Here is a 20,094-nt window from a genome sequence, read left to right as displayed (position 1 = left end):
CCGGTTGATGTTTTTGGCTTAAGGCGCTTTCGTATCCGAAAGCGCTGTCCTCCTCTTTTATCTCAAGGAAACATTAAGTGCTTGAGCCAATTTGTCTTGTATCTGAAATTGATGATGTTAGTGTAAATGTGTATTGATTAATGGGTAAAGATAAGGAGTTATGATGGTAACAAGGGATAGAATGAAACAATGGATCATTGAGTGTCTTCAGGGGCGGGGGGGAAGTGCTTGGCCGCGGGAAGTCTCAAAATATGTATGGGATAATTATGAAAAAGAGTTAAAGGATGCTGGGGATATATTATATACGTGGCAATATGACATCCGTTGGGCAGCTCAACAATTGAGAAATGAGGGTGTTCTCAAACCAGTATTTAACCGTAGGGATTTACCTTGGGAATTAGCATGAAATAGTAAGTTTATTACTAATGCTTTTATCGCTGTCATGGTTATCTTGTTCATCTTTACTGAAAAGCGCCATCCTTATTAAAATTTTCGTCGATAACCATATCAGTGTTGTAATGATATGGTTAAGATCCGCTAAGTCATACAACTTTGATCATCTCAGCCCAACATCAGTAATGTTTTTTCCAAAAATTTAAGAAGATCTTCTTAAAAAGGTACTTTTACTTAATATTACATTCAACCATATTTCATTCCTCTCTGGACGATTATCCTTTGTGGTCCATAGTTTATTTATATATACGCTCGGAACCGCCCTCAGCAACTTCCGCAACCCCTCTTCATCCAGATCCGTAAACCGTCTTTCACCCTGCACGCGTTCACCGTTGCCATACTTAAAGGACACATACCAAACGCCGCCAGGCTTAAGCGCATCCGCAAGCTTCTGCATCACCGCAGGCAACTCAGAAGAGGGGACATGCAGTAATGAGGCACAGCACCAGATCCCATCGTACTGCGCTTTACCGTCGACCTCTGAAAACGCCATCAACTGCACGGGTAACCCGGTATGTTGCCTTGCCAGTTCCACCATTGCAGAAGAGGCATCAAAAGCATCCACCAGATAACCCATCTCATGAAAGGCTTTTGCGTCCCGGCCTGAACCGCAACCCGCATCCAGAACCCGTGCACCGTGTGGCAGATGTTGGGTGAAGGCCTCGTATAGCGGGGTCATATCGACATTGACTGTGCCATCGAAGAAATCCTGCGCGTGGTTCTGATAGTAGTGAAGTGTCATTAAAACGTTGCCTCGCCTTCCGCGTTGGGTTTCCAGGTATGGATAAGTTTGTCCAGCGCGGCCTGCCAGTTACGCTGAAGAAAGCTTTTCCGTGCTTCAGGACGTTGCCCTGTCTGTAGAACAATCGTCTCATGTAACGGCAGTTTGCTCTGAATAAAATACTCATTGCGAGTGTGTAACCGCTGCAGGAGCCTGAGCTCGGGAATGCGTGCAGACTTGCCTTCAACGCCACGGTTACAGCACCGACAGGCCAGCACTAAGTTCCATACGCCGTTAATGTTGCTCACTTCATGGCGGGCAGCCCAGGGAATAAAGTGGTCGACGTCCGCCAGTTCTGCGTCTCCCGGTACCAGACTGATGGGTTTAAAGCAGTAAAAACACCGTCCTTTCTGGTACCCATTCAGGCTGTCGCGGCAGCTGGTGATGTCTACGCGACGCGCGTTCACCCTTGTGAACAGCAGCTGATTATCTTCATCGAACTCCACGCCCACAAGATTACGCGATATCCCCATCGACCAGGCCTGTTCCACCAGGTTCCAGCGGGCATTGGTTTCAAAGGCGAGGTTTTTATACTGCAGGCGTTCGCCCAGTAAATAGAAGTTATCCGTCAGTCGGATCCCGTTGTTGATTTTGCGCTCATCAAGGAAAAAACGTTTATCGATCTCGCCCTGGTTCACGTAATGAAAGGCATCTATCACGTTGTTAAAGCCAAGGCGCACCGTCGCTTCAATGAGCTGGGCGTGGGTGATTTCGCCTCTGTTGAACTTCAGGCAGGTTTCCAGAAATTGACTGCTGCGGGAGGTGATCTGTTTTGGCGCATGCTTCAGGTGCTCGCAAAGATAGCGGCTGAACGGCACAGCAAGCTGATCGAGCGTTATCAAATCGCTGCCCGTCTTTTCCACTTCATACAACGCCGACGCCAGCGCAAATTTGTAAGATGCGACGTTCCTTCCAAAAAGGATCACACCACGCCAGTAGTTCTCAAGCGTCGGATCGGCCTGATAAAATTCCATCGATGAAGTCCTGTTACGGTTGGCTGGGCAGGGCGTTACTAAAGCCTGTAACAGGATCACATAACAAAATCAGGGTGATGTAAATCGTTAATCTATAGGTTTGATGAATTTTTGTGGGATCTGAGAAGAAGGGCTGGATGCGACGGATTTATCGTCTAAGGCACTTTAGCGAATGAATAGATTTATGGATGAGGAAAATAAGACTGATTTTTCAAGCCTGCGATTTACCAGTATCCCCCAAACCCATTCCCTGAATCCCCCTCGTATTTCCCAATTTTACCTGTCGCAAAACCGCTGTATTTATATTCAGTTCTGTATAATAGGCAGCGGTAATTACGCCAGTCGGAAAAACGCCTCTTCATGGGGATGTCCTCATGAGGCTTATGAAGACATTACTAGCATCAGGGAGCAGGTCACTCTGCCAGCGGTTCGGTCAAGCCCCTGAGGGTACATGGTCAACTTGATAAACTTAGCTTCCTAATACACCTCTGATGTTACCGGTTAACGGCCTTACACGTTGTCTTACCACCAACGGGCTATTGTCTGAAAATCAGAGGTCTCTCGGAAGAAAACCTTCTTATGTCCGATTGCGTAGGAGTACGATAAGCCAATAAATCATTATAGATAAAAGGGTTATCTATGGCTCTACATGGAAAGTTCGTAATTAATGATGCGTACTACTCCCCGTTATCGTTTCCTGGTATAGGCACGTTTTTAGCTTTCTCTGGTAATGGTGCTTACCGTAATCGTGGGGCATGTGGAATGATCCCCAAAGAGGGGCCAGTACCAGCGGGTAAATACTGGATTGTTGACCGCCCTCAGGGTGGACTCAAGTCACAGCTAAACACAGTGGGAAGAGACATTTATAATCACTTCGCCAATGGTGCAACATTCAAACATTCTGAATGGTTCGCATTATGGCGTGATGATTGGGGGATCGACGATTACACATGGATTGAGAGCGTTCAGCGTGGCAATTTCCGTTTGCATCCAGGCGTACTATCAGAAGGTTGTATCACTCTCCCACATGATTCTGATTTTGCCATGTTGCGTAATGCTCTGTTGAGAAGCCAAAAAATAGATGTTCCTTGCATGAGGAAGCTACAGGCATACGGCACGATTGAGGTGATCTCCAATGGCAAAACATGCCCTTAGTTTATTCATCAAGATAGTGCTGTTCGCTGTTGTTATGCTGATCGTTGCTGAAATGGTTCCGTATGATGGATTAGTTAATTCTATTACGGAGCTTTTCGATTTCCAAAGCGCCGACAAGTTTACCCGCTTCATTTTAGGTGAACCTGATTCAGAAGTTTGGGAATCTTTAGACGGCTACTTTAGCATCTTAATCAATACATTAATCAGCGTACCTGTCATGAGCGCTATTACCACGGCGTACCGTGGCGCGACTCACAAAGTTAGTCCAGCTGGTATCCCCAGAGAGTGGTTCAGTTCCACATTGCGACGGTTAGCTAAAATCTTCGGGTTTACCTTCCTTTTTTGGGCGTTATTTCGCTTGCTGCCTTATCAGTCTTTATTCCCGAATCAAACGTATTCAAATTTCACAATAGCGGCGATTGTGGGCTTTCAGTTGCTCTTAACGATTGTTTGCTACTGGTTCATCACGAAGAAAATCACAACTAAAAGGAGTTTGTAAAATGCCTATTCCGGCTTACATGTGGCTTAAGGACGATGGCGGCGCAGACATTAAAGGAGCTGTAGACGTTCAGGATCGTGAGGGGAGTATAGAGATTGTTGGCTTTAGTCATGGTCTGAACATTCCAGTAGACAGTGCCAACGGGAAGATTACTGGCAAGCGTTCACATTCTCCGATGATGATTGAAAAGGAGTTTGATAGCTCCAGCCCGTACCTATACAAAGCCGTTGCCACCGGTCAAACGTTGAAAAGTGCGGAGATTCGCTGGTATCGCATTAACCATGCAGGACAAGAAGAGTGCTACTTCGTCATGACCATTGAGGGTGTGAAAGTGACGGGCATTAACCCAGGGATGCCAAACGCTAAGATGGCAGGAAACTCGCAGATCAACCACATGGAATCTGTTTCCCTGATGTATGACAAAATCACCTGGCGTTATGTTGATGGTAATGTCCAGTATACGGACGATTGGAACGTAAGAGCGTAACAAATAGAAAGGAGGCATTGAGTGCCTCCTCTTTATTAACGCTTATCCTCTCAAAGGAGCCTGTCCGTAATGCTGTGTAACTGCCATCGTATTAAAGGTGAACGCTCAGTCGGTCACCGAACTTGATAATAAAATGACTCATTGCCAGCCCGCAGATAGGCGAATGGTTGCTCAGAGGTCCATGCGGGCGCTCACCTTATATTCTGATAGTCCTCGCTGCGTAATTTCTCTGACCCAACCCTTTTCCTGAATCCCCCTCGCAAATTTCAAATTTACTCCACACCAAACCGCTGTATTTATATTCAGCCCTGTATAATGAGCACCAGAAATTACGCCGAACGGCAAAGGAAGTATCGAAGAATATTTAAATAAGAATTCGCGATATGAAGGTGCTGCAACACCCCCATACCGCTAACCACAACCAACTAGACAGGAGTTGAAAATGGCTGCGACGAATTTTAAGCCAGAGTTTACCGTTTGCAAAACAGAATCAGACGCTTTCACCGGCATGATTGAAAACCGCGAGCTGGTACGCAAAAACAGCGCCCGCCGTCTGCACGGCAACCCGCCCAACGCGGCGCCTCTCCATCCCCGCGCCGAAACGCCGCAGGACAGTGCCGCTTGCTGCGAACTGTATGCGCGTATAGACATGAAATACCTTCTTCTGGGCGGTGACTGGCTAACCCGTGCGGGCTTTATCAACGGTATGCCCGTAAAAATCCGCGCCATGAAAGACTGCATTGTGATTACGCCCCAGCATACAAGAGAATTATGGGGATGCCTGGAAGGTATGAGTGTGGTGAATATCAATAAGCAGAAAGTCGCGCAGTGGCTGAAGACCTTTCCGGGGGCGTTGAATGATACAGGTGATGTTCCGGTGATTAAGCGTGGGAGTGGGAAGGCTGTTTAAACTCAAGACTAACGAGTGCGGGCATGTGAGCTCATGCCCGCGCTATGCCAAAAGTCACTCAATAATGATGTACTTGTTCTTTCACTGCCTTAACCAGTACAGCATGGAGTTCGCCAACGGTTAAATCGCGTATCACCGGTTCCTGAATGCCTCGCAACCTGCGAATCAAGCGGCAGATACCAAAGTAATCTATGCCCTCGGTGCTAAAAAGAAACTCGTTTTCAGCGAGGGAAAAAGTTTTCTCATAGCCATCTTCTTCAGTGACGAGCGTAACGCCAAACGCTGCCTCGCAGTCTTCAATCAGGACATCGCCATCCATGCCGCATATATCAAGGTCGGCTTCGATTAGGGTGTTTTCATCGATGCGCTTGCGAGGATGTCCAGAGGACTGACGTACAACCTCAATGACCTGCGAAAGAGTGGGGTACATTATGTTGGATTCCGTGGGTGAAAAAATGACGTAGACACTTATTAATAGACCTAGTTAACGCCTGGGACTGATTATTGATGGTACAAAGAAAATCAAAATAATCCACGCAAACATCCCAATGATTTTTAACGGCCAGGGTTCGAATACATCAAAGCACACAATTGCTCCTATAACTAATAGTGGTCCTCCCAATAATTCCAGTATTCCTTCTAAGATAGATAACTTATGAGGCAATACACGATTCAGTAAAACGGCCATGAAATGTGCGCATCCTAAAGTGATGATTATAGCTATAGTGCATTCTTTCCAGTTATCAGTGACGCCCACGCATATGAGGCATAACACAATTACAAAAACACAAAGTAACGTATTCAGCATGGAAATAATAAACTTACTCATAGCAGTTGCCGTGGCGTTTAAAATATTAAGAGTCTATAAATATAGCGCTCTTAACAGAATAACAAACGACAATGGCTAATAATGCATTTCAGAATTTATTGCGCCTTGCTAATTTACGTAATAATCGAGTTAGCGGCTTCATGCCCATCCCACGCACTCCACCGCTAAACCTAACTTAACTAAACACCGGCACCCCCAGCCCCACCTTCACCTCCCTCAACATCTCCTGCGTCACCCCCTGCGCCCGTTCGGTCCCGCGTTTCAGCATCGCCATCAGCTCCCCCTTATCCCGCATATACATCGCCCTCCGCTCCCGCATCGGTGCAATCAGCTCCTGCAAACACCCCTCCAGTTCGTTCTTACATACCCGGTCGCCCAGCCCGCCCGCCTGATAGTGCGCCTTCATCGCCGCCACTTTGGCCTTGTCCGGATGAAATGCATCGAGATACGTAAACACCACGTTCCCCTCAATCTGCCCCGGGTCGCTCACCTTCAGGTGGTTCGGGTCGGTGTACATCGCGCTGACCGCACGGTGAATGGTCTCTTCGCTGGCCGAAAGGTGCAGCGTGTTGCCCAGCGATTTCGACATCTTGGCGCTGCCGTCGATGCCGGGCAGGCGGCTGGTGTCGCTCAGCATCGCCTTGCAGTGGCGCAGCACCGGGGCGGGCAGCAGGCTGTTCATCTTGTGTACAATCTCGTTGGTCTGCTCAATCATCGGCAGCTGGTCGTCGCCGACGGGCACGCACTCGGCCTTAAACGCGGTGATGTCCGCTGCCTGGCTGATGGGGTAGGCCATAAACCCGACCGGCAGCGAGCGGGCAAAGCCCTTCTGCGCAATCTCGTTTTTCACCGTCGGGTTACGCTCCACGCGGGCGACGGTGACGATGTTCATGTACAGCATCGTCAGCTCGGCGAGGGCGGGCAGGGCGGACTGCAGACAGATGGTGGTCAGGTTCGGGTCGATGCCGGCGGCGAGGTAGTCGGCCAGCACTTCGGGGATGTTGTCGCGAATTTTTTGCGGGTTGCTGCCGTTGTCGGTCAGCCCCTGCAGGTCGGCAATCAGCACAAACTGGTTGTGTGTGTGCTGGAGCGCCACGCGCTGGCGCAGCGATCCGACGAAGTGGCCGAGGTGCAGCGGGCCGGTTGGGCGATCGCCGGTGAGGATCGTGGGTGCGTTCATAAAGACTCCTTGACGTTGTCATGCCGAAAGGGGTCTTAGATGTGAGAAAGCCGCCTTTCGGCGGCTATCTGAAAATGGGAAAAACTACTCCGTGCCGCCTTTAAGAAGGCAGCCACCAGCGGTTTACGGTGAGGACGGCGTGGTTTATGTTCATCTCTTTACCGTACCACGTCCTGCGCGAAAAACAAAAGGGCACGTCATGCTGCAATCACTCAACCACCTGACCCTCGCGGTCAGCGACCTGCAAAAAAGCGTCACCTTCTGGCACGAGCTGCTGGGACTGACGCTGCACGCCCGCTGGAATACCGGGGCCTATCTCACCTGCGGCGATCTGTGGGTCTGCCTGTCGTACGACGAGGCGCGCCGGTATGTGCCGCCGCAGGAGAGCGACTATACCCACTACGCGTTTACCGTGGCGGAAGCGGATTTTGAACCGTTCTCGCATAGACTTGAGCAGGCGGGCGTCACCGTCTGGAAGCAGAACAAAAGCGAGGGGGCGTCGTTCTACTTTCTCGACCCGGACGGGCATAAGCTGGAGCTGCACGTGGGCAGCATCGCCGCGCGGCTGGCGGCGTGTCGCGAGAAGCCCTATGCGGGCATGGTGTTTACTTCAGACGAGGCTTGAGGCGCGCACCTTCAGCCTGCCCGCCAGCGTCACGTGCGTGGCGGCATCTTCCTGATTGCACAGGTACTCCACCGCCAGCCGTCCCAGCTCGCTGTAGGGCAGCTGGATACTGGTCAGCGGCGGGGTGAGCTGCTCGGAAATCTTCTGGTCGTCGTAGCCCGCCAGCAGCATGTCCTGCGGAATGCGCACGCCGTTCACCGCCAGCGCCTGATAGCAGCCAATCGCCAGCCAGTCGCTGGCGCAGAAGATGGCGTCCGGGCGCTCGGCCAGTTCCAGCAGGGCCGTGGTCGCGGTAAAGGACTCGCTGAACTGCCAGTTGGTCTGGCGCACCAGGCCGTCGTCGCACGCTAATCCGGCCTGCTGTAGCGCCGCCCGGTAGCCCGCCAGACGCTGGCGGGAGGCCTCCATCCAGCTCTCGCCGGTGATGTGGGCGATGCGCGTGGCCCCGCAGGCGATGAGGTGTTTAGTCACCTGGAAAGCATTGGCGTAGTCGTCCGGGATAAACGACGGCAGCAGCGGCGAGCCGGGGTCTCGCTGGTTGAGCAGCACCAGCGGGATGCGGGTACAGTCGTGAAACGCCGTCATGTCCACCAGCGTGGTAACCGGAGAGGCGAGAATAATCCCGATGCAGTTGCGCTTCTCCAGCTGGCGGATAATGTTCAGCGCCAGCTCGATGTCGTCGCCGTAGTCGTAGACGGTGAGCAGGGTCTCGTTGCGCCACGCCGCTTCCCGCGCCTGGCTGATGGCGTCGATAAACGGGTCGAAGCTCTGCAGCGAGCTGACCAGCAGGGCGATCTCTTCCTGGTTGCGCGGGGCGTGAACGGCGGGGAGGCGGTCGTAGCCGAGCTCGGTGGCGACGCTAATCACCCGCTGGCGGGTGTCGTCGCTGAGCTTGATGTTGCGGGACTGGTTGAGCACCAGCGATACCGTTGCCTGCGATACCCCTGCCGCCCGCGCAATATCGTTCATCGTCACTTTTGTTTTTCGCTTCATCCGTACTCTCCCTTTCGCGACTTCGCATCATACCCTAACCGCACGCTTTAGCGCCGTCGATCACGTTTCTCATTCATCGAAGCGTGAACTTTGTGAGGGGCATCGCTTTTCTAAACGCCGTGATTTGCGCATTTATCCTGCAGCTAATATTTATTAGCTAAACATTATCAGTAAGAGGATGCGTAATGAAAGAGCAGTGGAGCAGGGAGCAGGCACAGGCGTGGTATGAACAAAAAGGCTGGCTGTGCGGGTTTAACTATTTGCCGTCAACGGCGGTGAACTGGACCGATATCTGGCAGGCAGAGACCTTCGATGCCGCAACCATTGACCGCGAGCTGGGCTGGGCGGCGGAGGCGGGCTATAACACCCTGCGCATTAATCTGCCGTTTATCGTCTGGGAGCATGACCGCGACGGGCTGATGGCGCGCATCGACCGCTTTTTGACGATTGCCGACGGTCACGGGTTCAGCACCATGCTGACCCTGATGGACGACTGCGGCTTCTCCGGTGACGAGCCGTACCTTGGCCCGCAAAAGCCGCCCGTGCCGGGCAAGCACAACAGCCAGGCGGCGGCGAGCCCCGGTCGCGATAAGGTGTGCGATCCCGACTGCTGGGCAGACATTGAACGCTATATCCGCGACGTTGTGCGCCAGTTCCGCGACGACAGGCGCGTGTTGCTGTGGGATCTGTATAACGAGCCGGGCAACCGCGGCATTTTCGCGACGGGCACGCAGGAGGTGCAGTACGACGCGAAGCTGGAGACCTGCGCCCACGAGCTGATGAAGCTGGCGTTCCAGTGGGTGCGTGAAGAAAACCCGACCCAGCCGCTCACCGTCTGCGCGTGGCGCGTCCCGCCGGAAGAGGAGGGCGAGACGTTCTTCCAGCACCCGCTGGACCAGACCGCGCTGGCGCTCTCGGACGTGGTGAGCTTCCACGCCTACACCCACACGGGACGCATGACGGCGATGATTCAGCAGCTGCAAAAGCTCGGTCGCCCGCTGTTCTGCACCGAATGGCTGGCACGCCACGTGGGCAGCACCATCGAAGAGCAGCTTCCGCTGATGTACATGGCGAAGGTTGCGCCGTATCAGTGGGGGCTGGTGCGCGGCAAAACCCAGACGTGGCTGCCGTGGCCGGTGGCGATGAAAGAGTCCACGGACTACTGTCGCCTCTGGTTCCACGACGTGTTTGAGGAGAACGGCATTCCGTTCTCACGCGCTGAAATTGCGCTGATGCAGAAGCTGCGCAAAATCGCCCCGAATCCGCAGGGCTAATAATAACGACCCGGCGCGCTGTCGCCGGGCAACCAGGTACGCACTATGGCAACGACAATGAAAATACCGTCTCGCGAGTTGTGGTCTTAATTTGGCTATGGTTTAGGTCAGTGTTTTAGCTTTGGTTTAGTGGGTTCGTTTATTAACTACTTTTACACCGACGTGCTGGGGATCTCGGCGCTGGCGGCGAGCACCATCTTCCTGTTTGCCCGCGCGTGGGACGCGGTTCACGATCCGCTGTTTGCCAGCATAATGGACACCATTAACAGCCGGTTCGGCAAGTTTCGGCACTTTTTGCTGATCGCGCCGCTGCTGATTACCGGCGTCACGCTGCTGTCGTTTTATAAAATCGAAGCGGACATGACCACCAAAATCCTCTACGCCGGGGTGACATATATCCTGTGGGGGACGCTGTACGCCATCTCCGATATCCCGTTCTGGTCGATGTCGTCGGTGATGACCAACGACTCCGCCCAGCGCACCCGCGCGGTGACGGCGGCGATGCTCGGGGTGAACGCCGGGATTGCCTGCGCCAATATCTTCTTCCCGAAGCTGGCGGCGTTCTTCGCCCAGTACAGCAACGATAAAGGCTACTTTATGGCGGCGCTGGTGATGATGCTGGTGGGCCTGCCGCTGATGCTTAACGGCTTTATGCAGATCAAAGAGCGCGTACCGCCGAGCCCGGAAAAGGTGACCATCCGCGACACCTTCCACAACCTGCGCCAGAACAAGCCGCTGTTTATCGTCCTGCTGTCGTTCTTTTTCTGCGTGTTCCACAACGTGGCGGGCGGGCTGTATATCTACTTCTTTATCAACAACCTGGGCGACGGCAGCCTGCAGATGGCGATTGGCGTGATGGGCATTGTGGCGGCGGTGTTGTGCCTGGTCGCCCCGATGCTGACGCGCCGGATGCAGAAGCGGAAGCTGTTTATGATCCTCTGCGGGCTGGACGTGGCGGTGCGCGTGGTGATGTGGTTTGTCGGGTATCAACAGGTGACGATGCTGTTTATTCTCCTCGGCCTGAGCACGCTGTTCGTGATGATGACCAACATCCTTACCTCGTCGATGATTGCCGACACCATCGAGTACGCGGAGTACCACACCCACAAGCGCTGCGCGGCGATCACCTTCTCCGGGCAGACCTTTACCGGCAAGATGTCGGTGGCGGTGGGCGGCGGGCTCATCGGCGTGTTTCTGACGATGATCGGCTACGTGCCGCAGGCGCAGATCCAGAGCGAAGGCGTGCTGTCGGGGCTGTTCTTTGGGATTTGCCTGCTGCCGGCGATTGGGTCGCTGATCCGCATGGGCTTTATGTCGCGCTTTACTTTTACCGAGGAGAAGCATGCGGAGGTTTGTCGGCTGCTGGCGGAGCGCAGGCGGGGGAGCGAGCAGAATGGCATCGTGGATGAGGCGTTGACCCGCCCGGTATCGGTCAATTAATCGCTTCAGACGCCTGCTTTACAGGCGTCTGCTTCTAATTCCGCAGCTTCAGGGACTCGGGGAGGTGGAGTATCGAGCTCTGAATACTGGTTCCGATGGTAAAAGGGACGATCCACAAACGTAGCGCATGGCTGTCCGGCTTATGAAGTTCGAAGGGATGGGGGAGCGCATCGCTAAAACCGTCATGCTGCGGGTAGATCAGGATCATATCGCCGCGGCTATCGAGATATTTCGTTCCGTAGGCCAGCATCTGGTAAAGATCGCTTTGCGAAATGTTAAAGCCAGGTTTATGAGGCTTAATCTTTTTCCATTTCGTATCGCAAATAATTGAAGAATGTTTCGACGTGTCATACGGGCGAAGCCAGATATCCGGCTTGAGTCTAAACATATACCTGGTGTGATAGCGAGCCAGAGTGTGTGTTTTTGCTTGGGTATCAATTTGGTAACGTTGATGATGATGATGCCTCATCCACGCCGCAACAAAGGATTCAAATACCGCTTCCATTGGAAAGAGCAGCGATATGGCATCAGCATGACCCTGCATACAAAGTGGTGACTCCCCGTGTAGGATCAATTTGGCCCACTCCAGCGCCTGTTCATAGTGATGCATATGCCTGTCGAGGCGAACCAGATCGAACGCGTGAGCGGTATCAACAACGGGAGGAATACCTTCGAAGGCCGACTGCAAGGGGCGAAGCTGCTGGATGAGCTGAGGGTTGCGGGTCAGGCGCGAAACCGTATCGATGGCCGTTTTGAGAATGCGGTTCTCCGGTCGGTCAACACTGTACTCGTCATACTCCACCTGAAAGCGATCCCGGCGAACGCTATTTGTCGACAGTTGTGCTGAAACCCGCAGTTTTCCCTTCATCCACGGTAGATTCTCCTGCTGGCGAAGGTAGTCACGCTTAAGACCCTGCTGCAGGACCGCCTGGACGCTCTGGATAAATTGATGAATAAAGATATCCATCAGCGGCATGCGCGAGGTTTTGATACTGGCGGAGGTTGTGGCGATGTGCCGGAAGGTTTTCAGCGTGCGCAGCATCATCATCAGCTGTTCGCGGGCGTTATCATGGCCGGTCTTTGGCAACACCTCGATGAACGCTCCTCCCGGCAGCGCAATGACGCCGACATAGTTTTTCACCTGCAGCACCTTCACGCGCCCGACCGTTTTCAGCGTCAGCAGGCGCGCGTCGTATTCCGCATCGTCGTTCAGGCAGCATTGCTCCAGCCACGCAAAACAGGCCTGAGGAAGCTCCACTGCGTCCTTAACCCGGCCGCTGTCCTCTTTACTGACCAAATAACCGTATTCAAAGGTGGACCACTGCCGCCGCCCGGTCATTCGTCGTTCTCCGCGCCTCGCGCACCTGCATCGTAAATCTGACGCCAGGCGATGGCATTATTCCAGACAGGATCGTCTTCGCCTGCAAGGTGATAGCGCTCTCCCTCTTCCTGCAGATCGTCCGATGCATCCGTTCCAAACAGCCGCTGAATATTTCCCTCGTTTTTGATCGAACGGATGAAGCACAGGGCGGGATCCTGCTTCTGGTTATCTCCAAGGACCAGACGAATTTTCTGCCAGTCGTTGTAAAAGTACTCCTCCAGCAGCGGCAGCACTTTATTTTTAATCACCCGCTGCAGACGGGCGAAAGCAACGTCATCGTCCTCCGTCTCAATTACCGGTATGAAAAAAGCGTGCCCGAGCGTGTGCTCGCTATCGTACAGCGCCTCAATGCGTTCATTGAGCATCTGCAGTAGCCGTTTGAGATCGATACCTTTGATGACGTGGCCTTCCAGAATGGAGGCTTTCGGCAGCATGGCCTTAAACTCGAAGCGGCGGCGCAGGGCGGTGTCCAGAGCGGTCAGGGAACGGTCCGCGGTATTCATGGTGCCGACCAGGAACAGGTTGTTTGGCACGCTGAATTTTTCGCCCGAATAGGGTAGCGTCACGCTCAGGGCCTCGGGTTCACCCATGCGCTTGGATTTCTCAATTAAGGTGATGAGCTCTCCGAAAATTTTGGAGATATTGCCACGGTTAATCTCGTCAACAATCAGCACGTAGTTCTGGCGTTTTGCCGGTGCATTTTTTTTCGGTGTGACGGGAAGATTATAATTATCATGAAGATAGTTGAGGATACCCCGGACATACGACTCGTTGTGGATATCAATCCCGTTGTTCTGATACCAGGCTTTGATGTCTTTCACGTAGGCGTTGTATCCATTCCCCAGATCCCCTTTTTTGCTGTTTAAAGGGAAGATGCCGAAGTTCGTTTCACTTTTATAGGTGACGCCGAACGGTTTACCTGATGTCGTTTTGAGCGTGGCGGCTTCGCCATTCAGCAGTTCTTTTTGAAACTTTGATAGCGCCTCGTTCAGCGCCAGCTGTTCACCTGCGTAACCAAACGCCGCATCCTCACAGATTTGCTTAAAGACGCCGGATTTAATGTCATAGCGAACGTTACCGTCACGGGTGGTATCGGCGCGTAGCCCTTCAATAAACTCTTCATAACCAAAGCTTTGGTGGAAAGTGACAAAGCGGATGCGCTGTTCGGAGACCAGCCGGTCATAAAGCGCTTTAAGTGCGTTCCGGTAATCACTGCCCTGAAGGCCATCCAGCAGGCGGGAATACTCAGCGGGTTCACAGGCGCGGACGGCATGCTCAACGGTGGAATAGGTTTTACCCGTCCCCGGAGGGCCATAGAGAATGACGTTCAGTGGAACATCCGCCACGCTCTCATCCGTATCCTGATCGTCGTCTTCGGCCCAGGACTCGCTACCTACCAGGCCGATATCACTCTTATCTTTGATGAAATGCGTGTAGAGATGCCACAGCGACATATTGAGTTCGACAGGGTCTACATGGCCGCCCAGCTCGCGGTTCAGAGCCGTCTTCAGCTCCAGGTTTTTTTCAAACCACGTCCCTTTCCCGGCGAGCCCAAGCCCGAAGCGGTTATTACAGTAGTTATAAATGCGGGAAAACATTTTGGTATTTACCACGTTCGAAACCCGCTCAGGGTACAGCGTGGCAAAAGCCCGGTGACACAACGCCCAGTACTGTTTCTTGAGAATGGATTTGGCCTTAAGCGCCTGTAGCTTGTTGACCACCTTTTCATATACGGCCGGGGTGCAGCCCTGTGCCATCAGGGTTGTGATTTCCCGCAGGTGAATCTGGGCCGCATTGTATTCGTTCTGCGACATTCCACCCTGTTTAATGCTGGCGACGCCGTTGGAGCGTTCATACCAAAGTGCCTTGATAAGGCTTTGATCACGAAACTCGGGCCGCTCTGTCGCTACGCGGTTGACCATCTGGTGATAGGCTGGCCCCCATTTAGGGCTGTATCGGCTGTTGTTATTGATATGCTCATTAAAGAAGGGGGCTAACGCGGTGCGATCCTGAACCATCACAAACTCCGGAAGTCGGGTAAAGGCGGTAAAGGTCAGTATTTTATAGGATTAATCTGAATAGTGTCACTGCTTGTTCAGGTGGGTTGAGGTGATAAGGGGGCTGTCGCCATTGGCGTCAGCCCTCAGACTTACAGCGACTTCACAAACGCCAGCAGATCTTCGTTGAGCTGATCCTGGTGGGTCAGCGCGAAGCCGTGCGGGGCGTTGTCGTACACCTTCAGCGTGGCGTTTTTGATCATCTCCGCCGCCAGCTTGCCGGTGCTTTCAAACGGCACGATCTGGTCGTTGCTGCCGTGGATCACCAGCGTCGGCACGTCGATTTTCGCCATATCCGGGCGGAAGTCGGTTTCGCCGAAGGCGGTCACGCAGTCGATGGTGCCCTTCAGGGATGCCAGCAGAGCGATGTTCAGCGTCTGGGTCAGGGCACCGGCAGAGACGGTCTGCCCGGCGTTGATGCCGTAGAACGGCGTCGCGAAGTCGCTGATGAACTGGGCGCGATCTTTACGCAGTCCGTCGCGAATACCGTCGAACACGCTCTGATCCACACCCTGCGGGAAGGAGTCGGATTTACCGAAGATCGGCGTGACCGCGCCCAGCAGCGCCAGACCGGCCACGCGCGCGCTGCCGTAGTTGTTGATGTAGCGGGTCACGTCGCCGCCGCCCATGGAGAAGCCCACCAGCGTCACGTCCTGGAGGTCCAGGGTGGTGATCAGGTCGTTAATGTCGGACGCAAAGGTATCGTAGTCGTAGCCGTTCCACGGCTGATCCGAGCGGCCAAAGCCGCGACGGTCAAAGGCGATGGCGCGGAAGCCGCGCTCCGCCAGGTAGTTCAACTGGCTATCCCACATGTCGCCGTCCAGCGGCCAACCGTGGCTGAAGAGAACCGGTTTGCCCGCGCCGCAGTCTTTGTAGTAAATCTGCGTGCCGTCTTTTGCCTTAAACGTTGCCATAGTGTGTTCCTGTACAGGTGATGGTTATGGTTATACCGGCGCGACCAGATAGCGAATTGCCGGTGATGTTGTGCCCTGATGAAAAGCCAGAACGCGGCTCTGCAGCAGGAGGTCATTCATGGTGTGGCGCTCCTGCTGGCGCAAATGCTCAATCCACGAGCCCATCAGGAAGGTCTCGATAAACAGACCGGGGCGCTCAATATCCTCGTACACCGCCCAGCTCATCGCCCCGGCGCGGCGGCGCACCCGGCGCAGCTCGTGTACCGCCTCCAGGAAGGCTTTCGCGTTCTGCGGGTCGATGATGTACTCGTGCGACACCAGCACCGGGCCGCGCTCGTTCGGCAGCTCAATCTCCACACCGTCCAGCGGCTGGCCGCTCAGGTCGAGGTTTAAATCAGGATCTTTCTCTAGCTTCCAGCGGAACACCGTTGCGCTTGCCAGCACCATCCCCAGCGTGGCGACCACCAGCGAGGTCGGGGTGCCAAACTGCGAGGCGATCTGCCCCCAGATGGCGCTACCCGTGGTCATCGAGCCGAAAAAGACCGTCAGATAAACCGCCAGCGCCCGGGCCTTTACCCAGCGGGCGGCGCTGCGCTGTGCGCCGAGGTTGAGGGTGGAGAGCACCGCAATCCACGCAAAGCCGGTGAAGAACTCAAACAGGTTGAGCAGCCAGACGTGGCGCACGAACGCCAGCGCCAGCATGGTGAGGGCAAAAACCAGACTCGCGGCCACCATCAGCCGATCGGCGTTCAGCCGCTGGCGCAGGCGCGGCAGCAGGATCGCCCCGGCAATGGCGCCCAGGCCAATGCACGCCAGCATCACGCCGTAGCCTGCCGGGCCTAAGCCCAGCTCGCGGCGCGCCACCAGCGGCAGCAGTGCCCAGCCCGCGCTGCCGAAAACGAAGAAGGCCACGGTGCGCACCAGCACGTTGCGCAGCACCGGCGCGGCGTGCACGTAGCGAATGCCGGAGCGCACCGCGGAGAAGAAGTGCTCCGGCGGCAGGCGCTGCACGGATGGCGCCGGACGCCAGCGCCACAGCACCCACGCTACGCCCACCACGGACAGCGCGTTCAGGGCAAACACCATCCACGGCCCGGCGAGCGAAAGCAGAAAACCGCCCAGCGCGGGGCCAATCGCCCGGCTGATGTTCACCCCGAGCGAGTTCAGCGCCACGGCGGCACCCAGCTCCGGCTTGCTCACCAGATCGGGCACCACGGCCTGGAACGGCGGCGAGCTCATCGCCGCGCCCACGCTCAGCAGGAACGTCGCCACCAGCAGAACGGTAGGGGTGACGTGTTCGGTGAAGGAGAGCACCGTCAGCCCGGCGGCGGCGATGAACACCCACAGTTGTGAGAAGAGCAGGTATTTACGCCGGTCAACGATGTCCGCCATCACCCCGGACGGCAGGGCGAAGAGGAACATCGGCAGGCTGCTCGCCGCCTGCACCAGCGCGATATCCAGCGGGTCGGCGCTGAGCGTCAGCATGCTCCAGTTGATGCCGACGTCGCTCATCCATGAGCCGACGTTAGAGACCACCGTGGCGATCCACAGCATGCGGAACACCGGCTGGCTCAGCGGCTGCCAGGGCGAAACCGCCCGCGCGGGCGTCGTCTCAACGTGTGCGTCGCGAACGTCGTTAACCTGGGTCATGCGAACCTCTCCGTCGCCTTACGCTGCAGCCGCCACTGGCCCGGCCCGGTGAGGGCGAGAGTGGTGAAGATAATCAGCAGCAGCCAGCCAAACTGCCCTTCGGCAATCGACCAGTCCGGGTGTACCGCCAGCATCGCCACCAGCAGCACGGCGATAATCGGCAGACACGCCAGGCGGGTGTAGACACCCGCAATGATCAACAGCGGGCAGATGACCTCGGCGACGATCGCCGGGATCAGGCTCGCGTAAGGCCCGAAGCCGAACGGATCTTCAATGCGCGTCAGCTCTTCGCTGAAGTGGAGCACCTTCGGCAGGCCGTGCACGTAGAGCAGCAGCAGGCTGCCGGTGAGGCGCAGGAAGAACAGCCCCAGGTCGACCCGAGGCGGCATAGTAGTGTTTTTCATCAGAATGCAAAGCAGCTGCAGCCCAGCGCCCCCCAGAAAGCGTTATCGTCGGACACCGGCATCTCTGACGTGCGGGCGAAATCATGCTGGTGGCTGTGAACCCCGCACGGGCCGCTGCAGTGGTGAGCCACACTCAAGCCGACGCGCGTAACCTGCGGCGGCGCGCTGCGGTAGTGGCCCGGTACCTTCACCACCGGAGACCACTCGGGCAGGACCGGAATGGCCGGTGGCGCGAGCGGGCCAAAGCTGCCTGCGGCGTAGACGATGTCGCCGTTGACCACCGTCAGGACGGACTCGATGCCCTTGATCTCCTCTTCCGGCACGCGGAAGTAGTCTTTGCTCAGCACCGCCAGGTCGGCGAGCTGGCCGACCTTGATCTGCCCCTTTTGGTTCTGCTCGCTGGAGAACCACGCGCTGCCCTGGGTCCAGAGCATCAGGGCGGTATCGCGGTCCAGGCGGGCACTGTGATCGTACATCTGCATCCCGCCGACGGTGCGGCCGGAGACCAGCCAGTAGAGCGCGGTCCACGGGTTATAGCTCGCCACGCGGGTGGCGTCGGTGCCTAAGCCCACCGGCACGCCGGTCTCGAGCATTTTTGCCACCGGCGGCGTGTGGCGGGTAGCTTCGATGCCATAGCGCTCGGCAAAGTACTCCCCCTGGAAGGCCATGCGGTGCTGGACGGCAATGCCGCCGCCCAGCGCTTTGATGCGGTCGATGTTGGCCTGGGTAACGGTTTCCGCATGGTCGAAGAACCAGTGCAGGCCGTTGAACGGAATGTCGCGGTTCACCTTCTCGAACACGTCCAGCATGCGGCTGATGGATTCGTTGTAGGTGGCGTGCAGGCGGAACGGCCAGCGGTGCTCCACCAGATGGCGCACCACGCGCTCCAGCTCGTCCTCCATGCCCGGCGCGAGGTCCGGGCGCGGCTCGAGGAAGTCTTCAAAATCGGCGGCGGAGAAGACCAGCATCTCGCCCGCGCCGTTGTGGCGGAAGAAGTCGCTGCCCTGGCCCGGCGTGAGCATGTCGGTCCATTTTTCAAAGTCTTCCAGCTCGTGGCCCGGACGCTGGGTAAACAGGTTATAGGCGATGCGGATGGTCATCTGCTTTTTCTCGTGCAGCTCGGCAATCACCTCGTAATCTTCCGGGTAGTTCTGGAAGCCGCCGCCCGCGTCGATGGCGCTGGTCAGCCCCAGACGGTTCAGCTCGCGCATAAACTGACGGGTGGAGTTAACCTGCTGCTCCAGCGGTAGCTTCGGCCCTTTCGCCAGCGTGGCGTAGAGGATCATGGCGTTCGGACGGGCGATCAGCATCCCGGTCGGGTTGCCGTTGGCGTCGCGCTGGATCTCGCCGCCCGGCGGGTTAGGCGTGTCTTTGGTGTAGCCGACCACCTTCAGCGCGGCGCGGTTGAGCAGGGCGCGGTCGTACAGGTGCAGGATGAAGACAGGGGTGTCCGGCGCGGCGTCGTTAATCTCATCCAGCGTCGGCATGCGGCGCTCGGCAAACTGGAACTCGCTCCAGCCGCCCACCACGCGCACCCACTGGGGCGACGGGGTGCGCAGAGCCTGTTCTTTCAGCATCCGCAGGGCGTCGGCCAGGGACGGCACGCCTTCCCAGCGCAGCTCGAGGTTGTAGTTCAGCCCGCCGCGGATCAGGTGCAGGTGCGAGTCGTTCAGGCCGGGGATCGCGGTGTGGCCTTTCAAATCCACCACCTTAGTGCCGTCGCAATGGTGCTGCATCACCTCGGCGACGGTACCCACTTCCAGAAATTTTCCATCGCGCACGGCAACGGCTTCCGCGACAGGGTTCTCGCGATCGACGGTGTGAAACTGGCCGTTAACCAGAATAAGATCGGCTTTACCGAGGGTAACCATAACTGCTCCTGACTGAGAGGGGGAATGGTCAGGATTATGGGAACCGGTTTCGGCAAAGATCCAGTTATACAATAGGATAGGTATACCAAAGTATAACTATACCTAAGGTTAACTATACGAAGAGATAATTACGCGCGGCGACGGAAAAATCGCAGGATGAGGGTGACTTTATCGTCGCGGCGCTCGCGGCGATTTCTACCCTTAACCACTGGAAAAT

General features: G+C 55.6%; 18 protein-coding genes and 1 pseudogene. 8 read left to right on the top strand and 11 right to left on the bottom strand.

Translation table 11 applies throughout. The features are described 5' to 3' along the window. The first annotated feature begins 181 nt into the window (after window positions 1–181). Window positions 182–406, top strand: a complete 225-nt coding sequence (locus tag ACTJI7_RS15605) for a hypothetical protein (protein WP_227009530.1) — start codon at window positions 182–184, stop codon at window positions 404–406. A 189-nt stretch (window positions 407–595) separates the two neighbouring features. On the opposite strand, the gene ACTJI7_RS15600 is transcribed toward ACTJI7_RS15605, so the two are convergent. Further along, window positions 596–1,195 (bottom strand): class I SAM-dependent methyltransferase, encoded by a 600-nt coding sequence (locus tag ACTJI7_RS15600; RefSeq protein ID WP_248176965.1) that lies wholly within the window; start codon window positions 1,193–1,195, stop codon window positions 596–598. Next, window positions 1,195–2,208, bottom strand: a complete 1,014-nt coding sequence (locus ACTJI7_RS15595) for an HNH endonuclease (protein WP_440670740.1) — start codon at window positions 2,206–2,208, stop codon at window positions 1,195–1,197. Before ACTJI7_RS15595 ends, ACTJI7_RS15600 begins: the two co-directional genes overlap by 1 nt. A 639-nt stretch (window positions 2,209–2,847) precedes the next feature. Here ACTJI7_RS15595 and ACTJI7_RS15590 point away from each other — a divergent pair. The 4 genes from ACTJI7_RS15590 to ACTJI7_RS15575 all read left to right on the top strand — a co-directional run bounded on the left by ACTJI7_RS15590 (window position 2,848) and on the right by ACTJI7_RS15575 (window position 5,259). Next, a complete protein-coding gene (locus ACTJI7_RS15590; protein WP_008501362.1) occupies window positions 2,848–3,363 on the top strand; it encodes a DUF2778 domain-containing protein in 516 nt (171 codons plus the stop codon). Continuing rightward, entirely contained in the window at window positions 3,344–3,862 is a 519-nt protein-coding gene (locus ACTJI7_RS15585) for a hypothetical protein (protein ID WP_440670742.1), read from the top strand. The genes ACTJI7_RS15590 and ACTJI7_RS15585 overlap by 20 nt, the downstream gene beginning before the upstream one ends. Before the next feature lies 1 nt (window position 3,863). Next, window positions 3,864–4,349, top strand: coding sequence for an Hcp family type VI secretion system effector (locus ACTJI7_RS15580; protein WP_008501360.1), 486 nt, complete (start codon window positions 3,864–3,866; stop codon window positions 4,347–4,349). 442 nt (window positions 4,350–4,791) lie between these two features. Then, a complete protein-coding gene (locus ACTJI7_RS15575) occupies window positions 4,792–5,259 on the top strand; it encodes a SymE family type I addiction module toxin (RefSeq protein ID WP_193542051.1) in 468 nt (155 codons plus the stop codon). Window positions 5,260–5,317: 58 nt separating this feature from the next. On the opposite strand, the gene ACTJI7_RS15570 is transcribed toward ACTJI7_RS15575, so the two are convergent. Further along, complete coding sequence (locus tag ACTJI7_RS15570; RefSeq protein WP_440670743.1) at window positions 5,318–5,689, bottom strand: hypothetical protein; 372 nt, start codon at window positions 5,687–5,689, stop codon at window positions 5,318–5,320. A gap of 574 nt (window positions 5,690–6,263) precedes the next feature. Continuing rightward, the gene (gene trpS / locus ACTJI7_RS15565; RefSeq protein ID WP_440670745.1) at window positions 6,264–7,268 is read right to left on the bottom strand and encodes a tryptophan--tRNA ligase; all 1,005 of its coding nucleotides are present in this window, start codon (window positions 7,266–7,268) and stop codon (window positions 6,264–6,266) included. A gap of 199 nt (window positions 7,269–7,467) precedes the next feature. Between trpS and fosA the strand changes: the two genes are divergently transcribed. Then, window positions 7,468–7,893 carry a FosA/FosA2 family fosfomycin resistance glutathione transferase gene (fosA, locus tag ACTJI7_RS15560; RefSeq protein ID WP_440670747.1) on the top strand — a complete coding sequence of 142 codons (426 nt, stop codon included), beginning with the start codon at window positions 7,468–7,470 and terminating at the stop codon, window positions 7,891–7,893. Here the strand turns inward: fosA and ACTJI7_RS15555 are convergent. Next, complete coding sequence (locus ACTJI7_RS15555; protein WP_440670749.1) at window positions 7,879–8,886, bottom strand: LacI family DNA-binding transcriptional regulator; 1,008 nt, start codon at window positions 8,884–8,886, stop codon at window positions 7,879–7,881. The two genes, fosA and ACTJI7_RS15555, sit on opposite strands and share 15 nt — an antisense overlap. 185 nt (window positions 8,887–9,071) lie before the next feature. Between ACTJI7_RS15555 and ACTJI7_RS15550 the strand changes: the two genes are divergently transcribed. Together ACTJI7_RS15550 and ACTJI7_RS15545 are read left to right on the top strand one after the other, a co-directional pair. Further along, window positions 9,072–10,160: a cellulase family glycosylhydrolase gene (locus ACTJI7_RS15550; protein WP_440670751.1), complete on the top strand. Its 1,089-nt coding sequence runs from the start codon at window positions 9,072–9,074 to the stop codon at window positions 10,158–10,160. Window positions 10,161–10,205: 45 nt separating this feature from the next. Continuing rightward, window positions 10,206–11,600, top strand: a pseudogene (locus ACTJI7_RS15545) (MFS transporter). Between the two features lie 34 nt (window positions 11,601–11,634). On the opposite strand, the gene ACTJI7_RS15540 reads toward ACTJI7_RS15545, so the two are convergent. The 6 genes from ACTJI7_RS15540 to ACTJI7_RS15515 all read right to left on the bottom strand — a co-directional run bounded on the left by ACTJI7_RS15540 (window position 11,635) and on the right by ACTJI7_RS15515 (window position 19,877). Further along, window positions 11,635–12,939, bottom strand: coding sequence for an McrC family protein (locus tag ACTJI7_RS15540; RefSeq protein ID WP_440670753.1), 1,305 nt, complete (start codon window positions 12,937–12,939; stop codon window positions 11,635–11,637). Continuing rightward, on the bottom strand, window positions 12,936–14,999 hold the full coding sequence (locus ACTJI7_RS15535) for an McrB family protein (protein ID WP_440670755.1): 2,064 nt from the start codon (window positions 14,997–14,999) through the stop codon (window positions 12,936–12,938). Before ACTJI7_RS15535 ends, ACTJI7_RS15540 begins: the two co-directional genes overlap by 4 nt. A 131-nt stretch (window positions 15,000–15,130) precedes the next feature. After that, window positions 15,131–15,952, bottom strand: a complete 822-nt coding sequence (locus ACTJI7_RS15530) for an alpha/beta fold hydrolase (protein ID WP_023293378.1) — start codon at window positions 15,950–15,952, stop codon at window positions 15,131–15,133. A 30-nt stretch (window positions 15,953–15,982) separates the two neighbouring features. Further along, window positions 15,983–17,602 carry an MFS transporter gene (locus tag ACTJI7_RS15525; RefSeq protein ID WP_063154874.1) on the bottom strand — a complete coding sequence of 540 codons (1,620 nt, stop codon included), beginning with the start codon at window positions 17,600–17,602 and terminating at the stop codon, window positions 15,983–15,985. Beyond that, complete coding sequence (locus ACTJI7_RS15520; protein WP_028015359.1) at window positions 17,599–18,006, bottom strand: DoxX family protein; 408 nt, start codon at window positions 18,004–18,006, stop codon at window positions 17,599–17,601. Before ACTJI7_RS15520 ends, ACTJI7_RS15525 begins: the two co-directional genes overlap by 4 nt. Then, entirely contained in the window at window positions 18,006–19,877 is a 1,872-nt protein-coding gene (locus ACTJI7_RS15515; RefSeq protein ID WP_063154873.1) for an amidohydrolase, read from the bottom strand. Before ACTJI7_RS15515 ends, ACTJI7_RS15520 begins: the two co-directional genes overlap by 1 nt. Window positions 19,878–20,094: the final 217 nt, after the last annotated feature.

Origin of the sequence: Enterobacter sp. 22499 (assembly GCF_052044815.1) — a bacterium.
GTDB classification, from domain to species: domain Bacteria; phylum Pseudomonadota; class Gammaproteobacteria; order Enterobacterales; family Enterobacteriaceae; genus Enterobacter; species Enterobacter bugandensis.
Note: the sequence above shows the minus strand (reverse complement) of the source record. Positions and strands in the feature narration are given on the sequence as shown.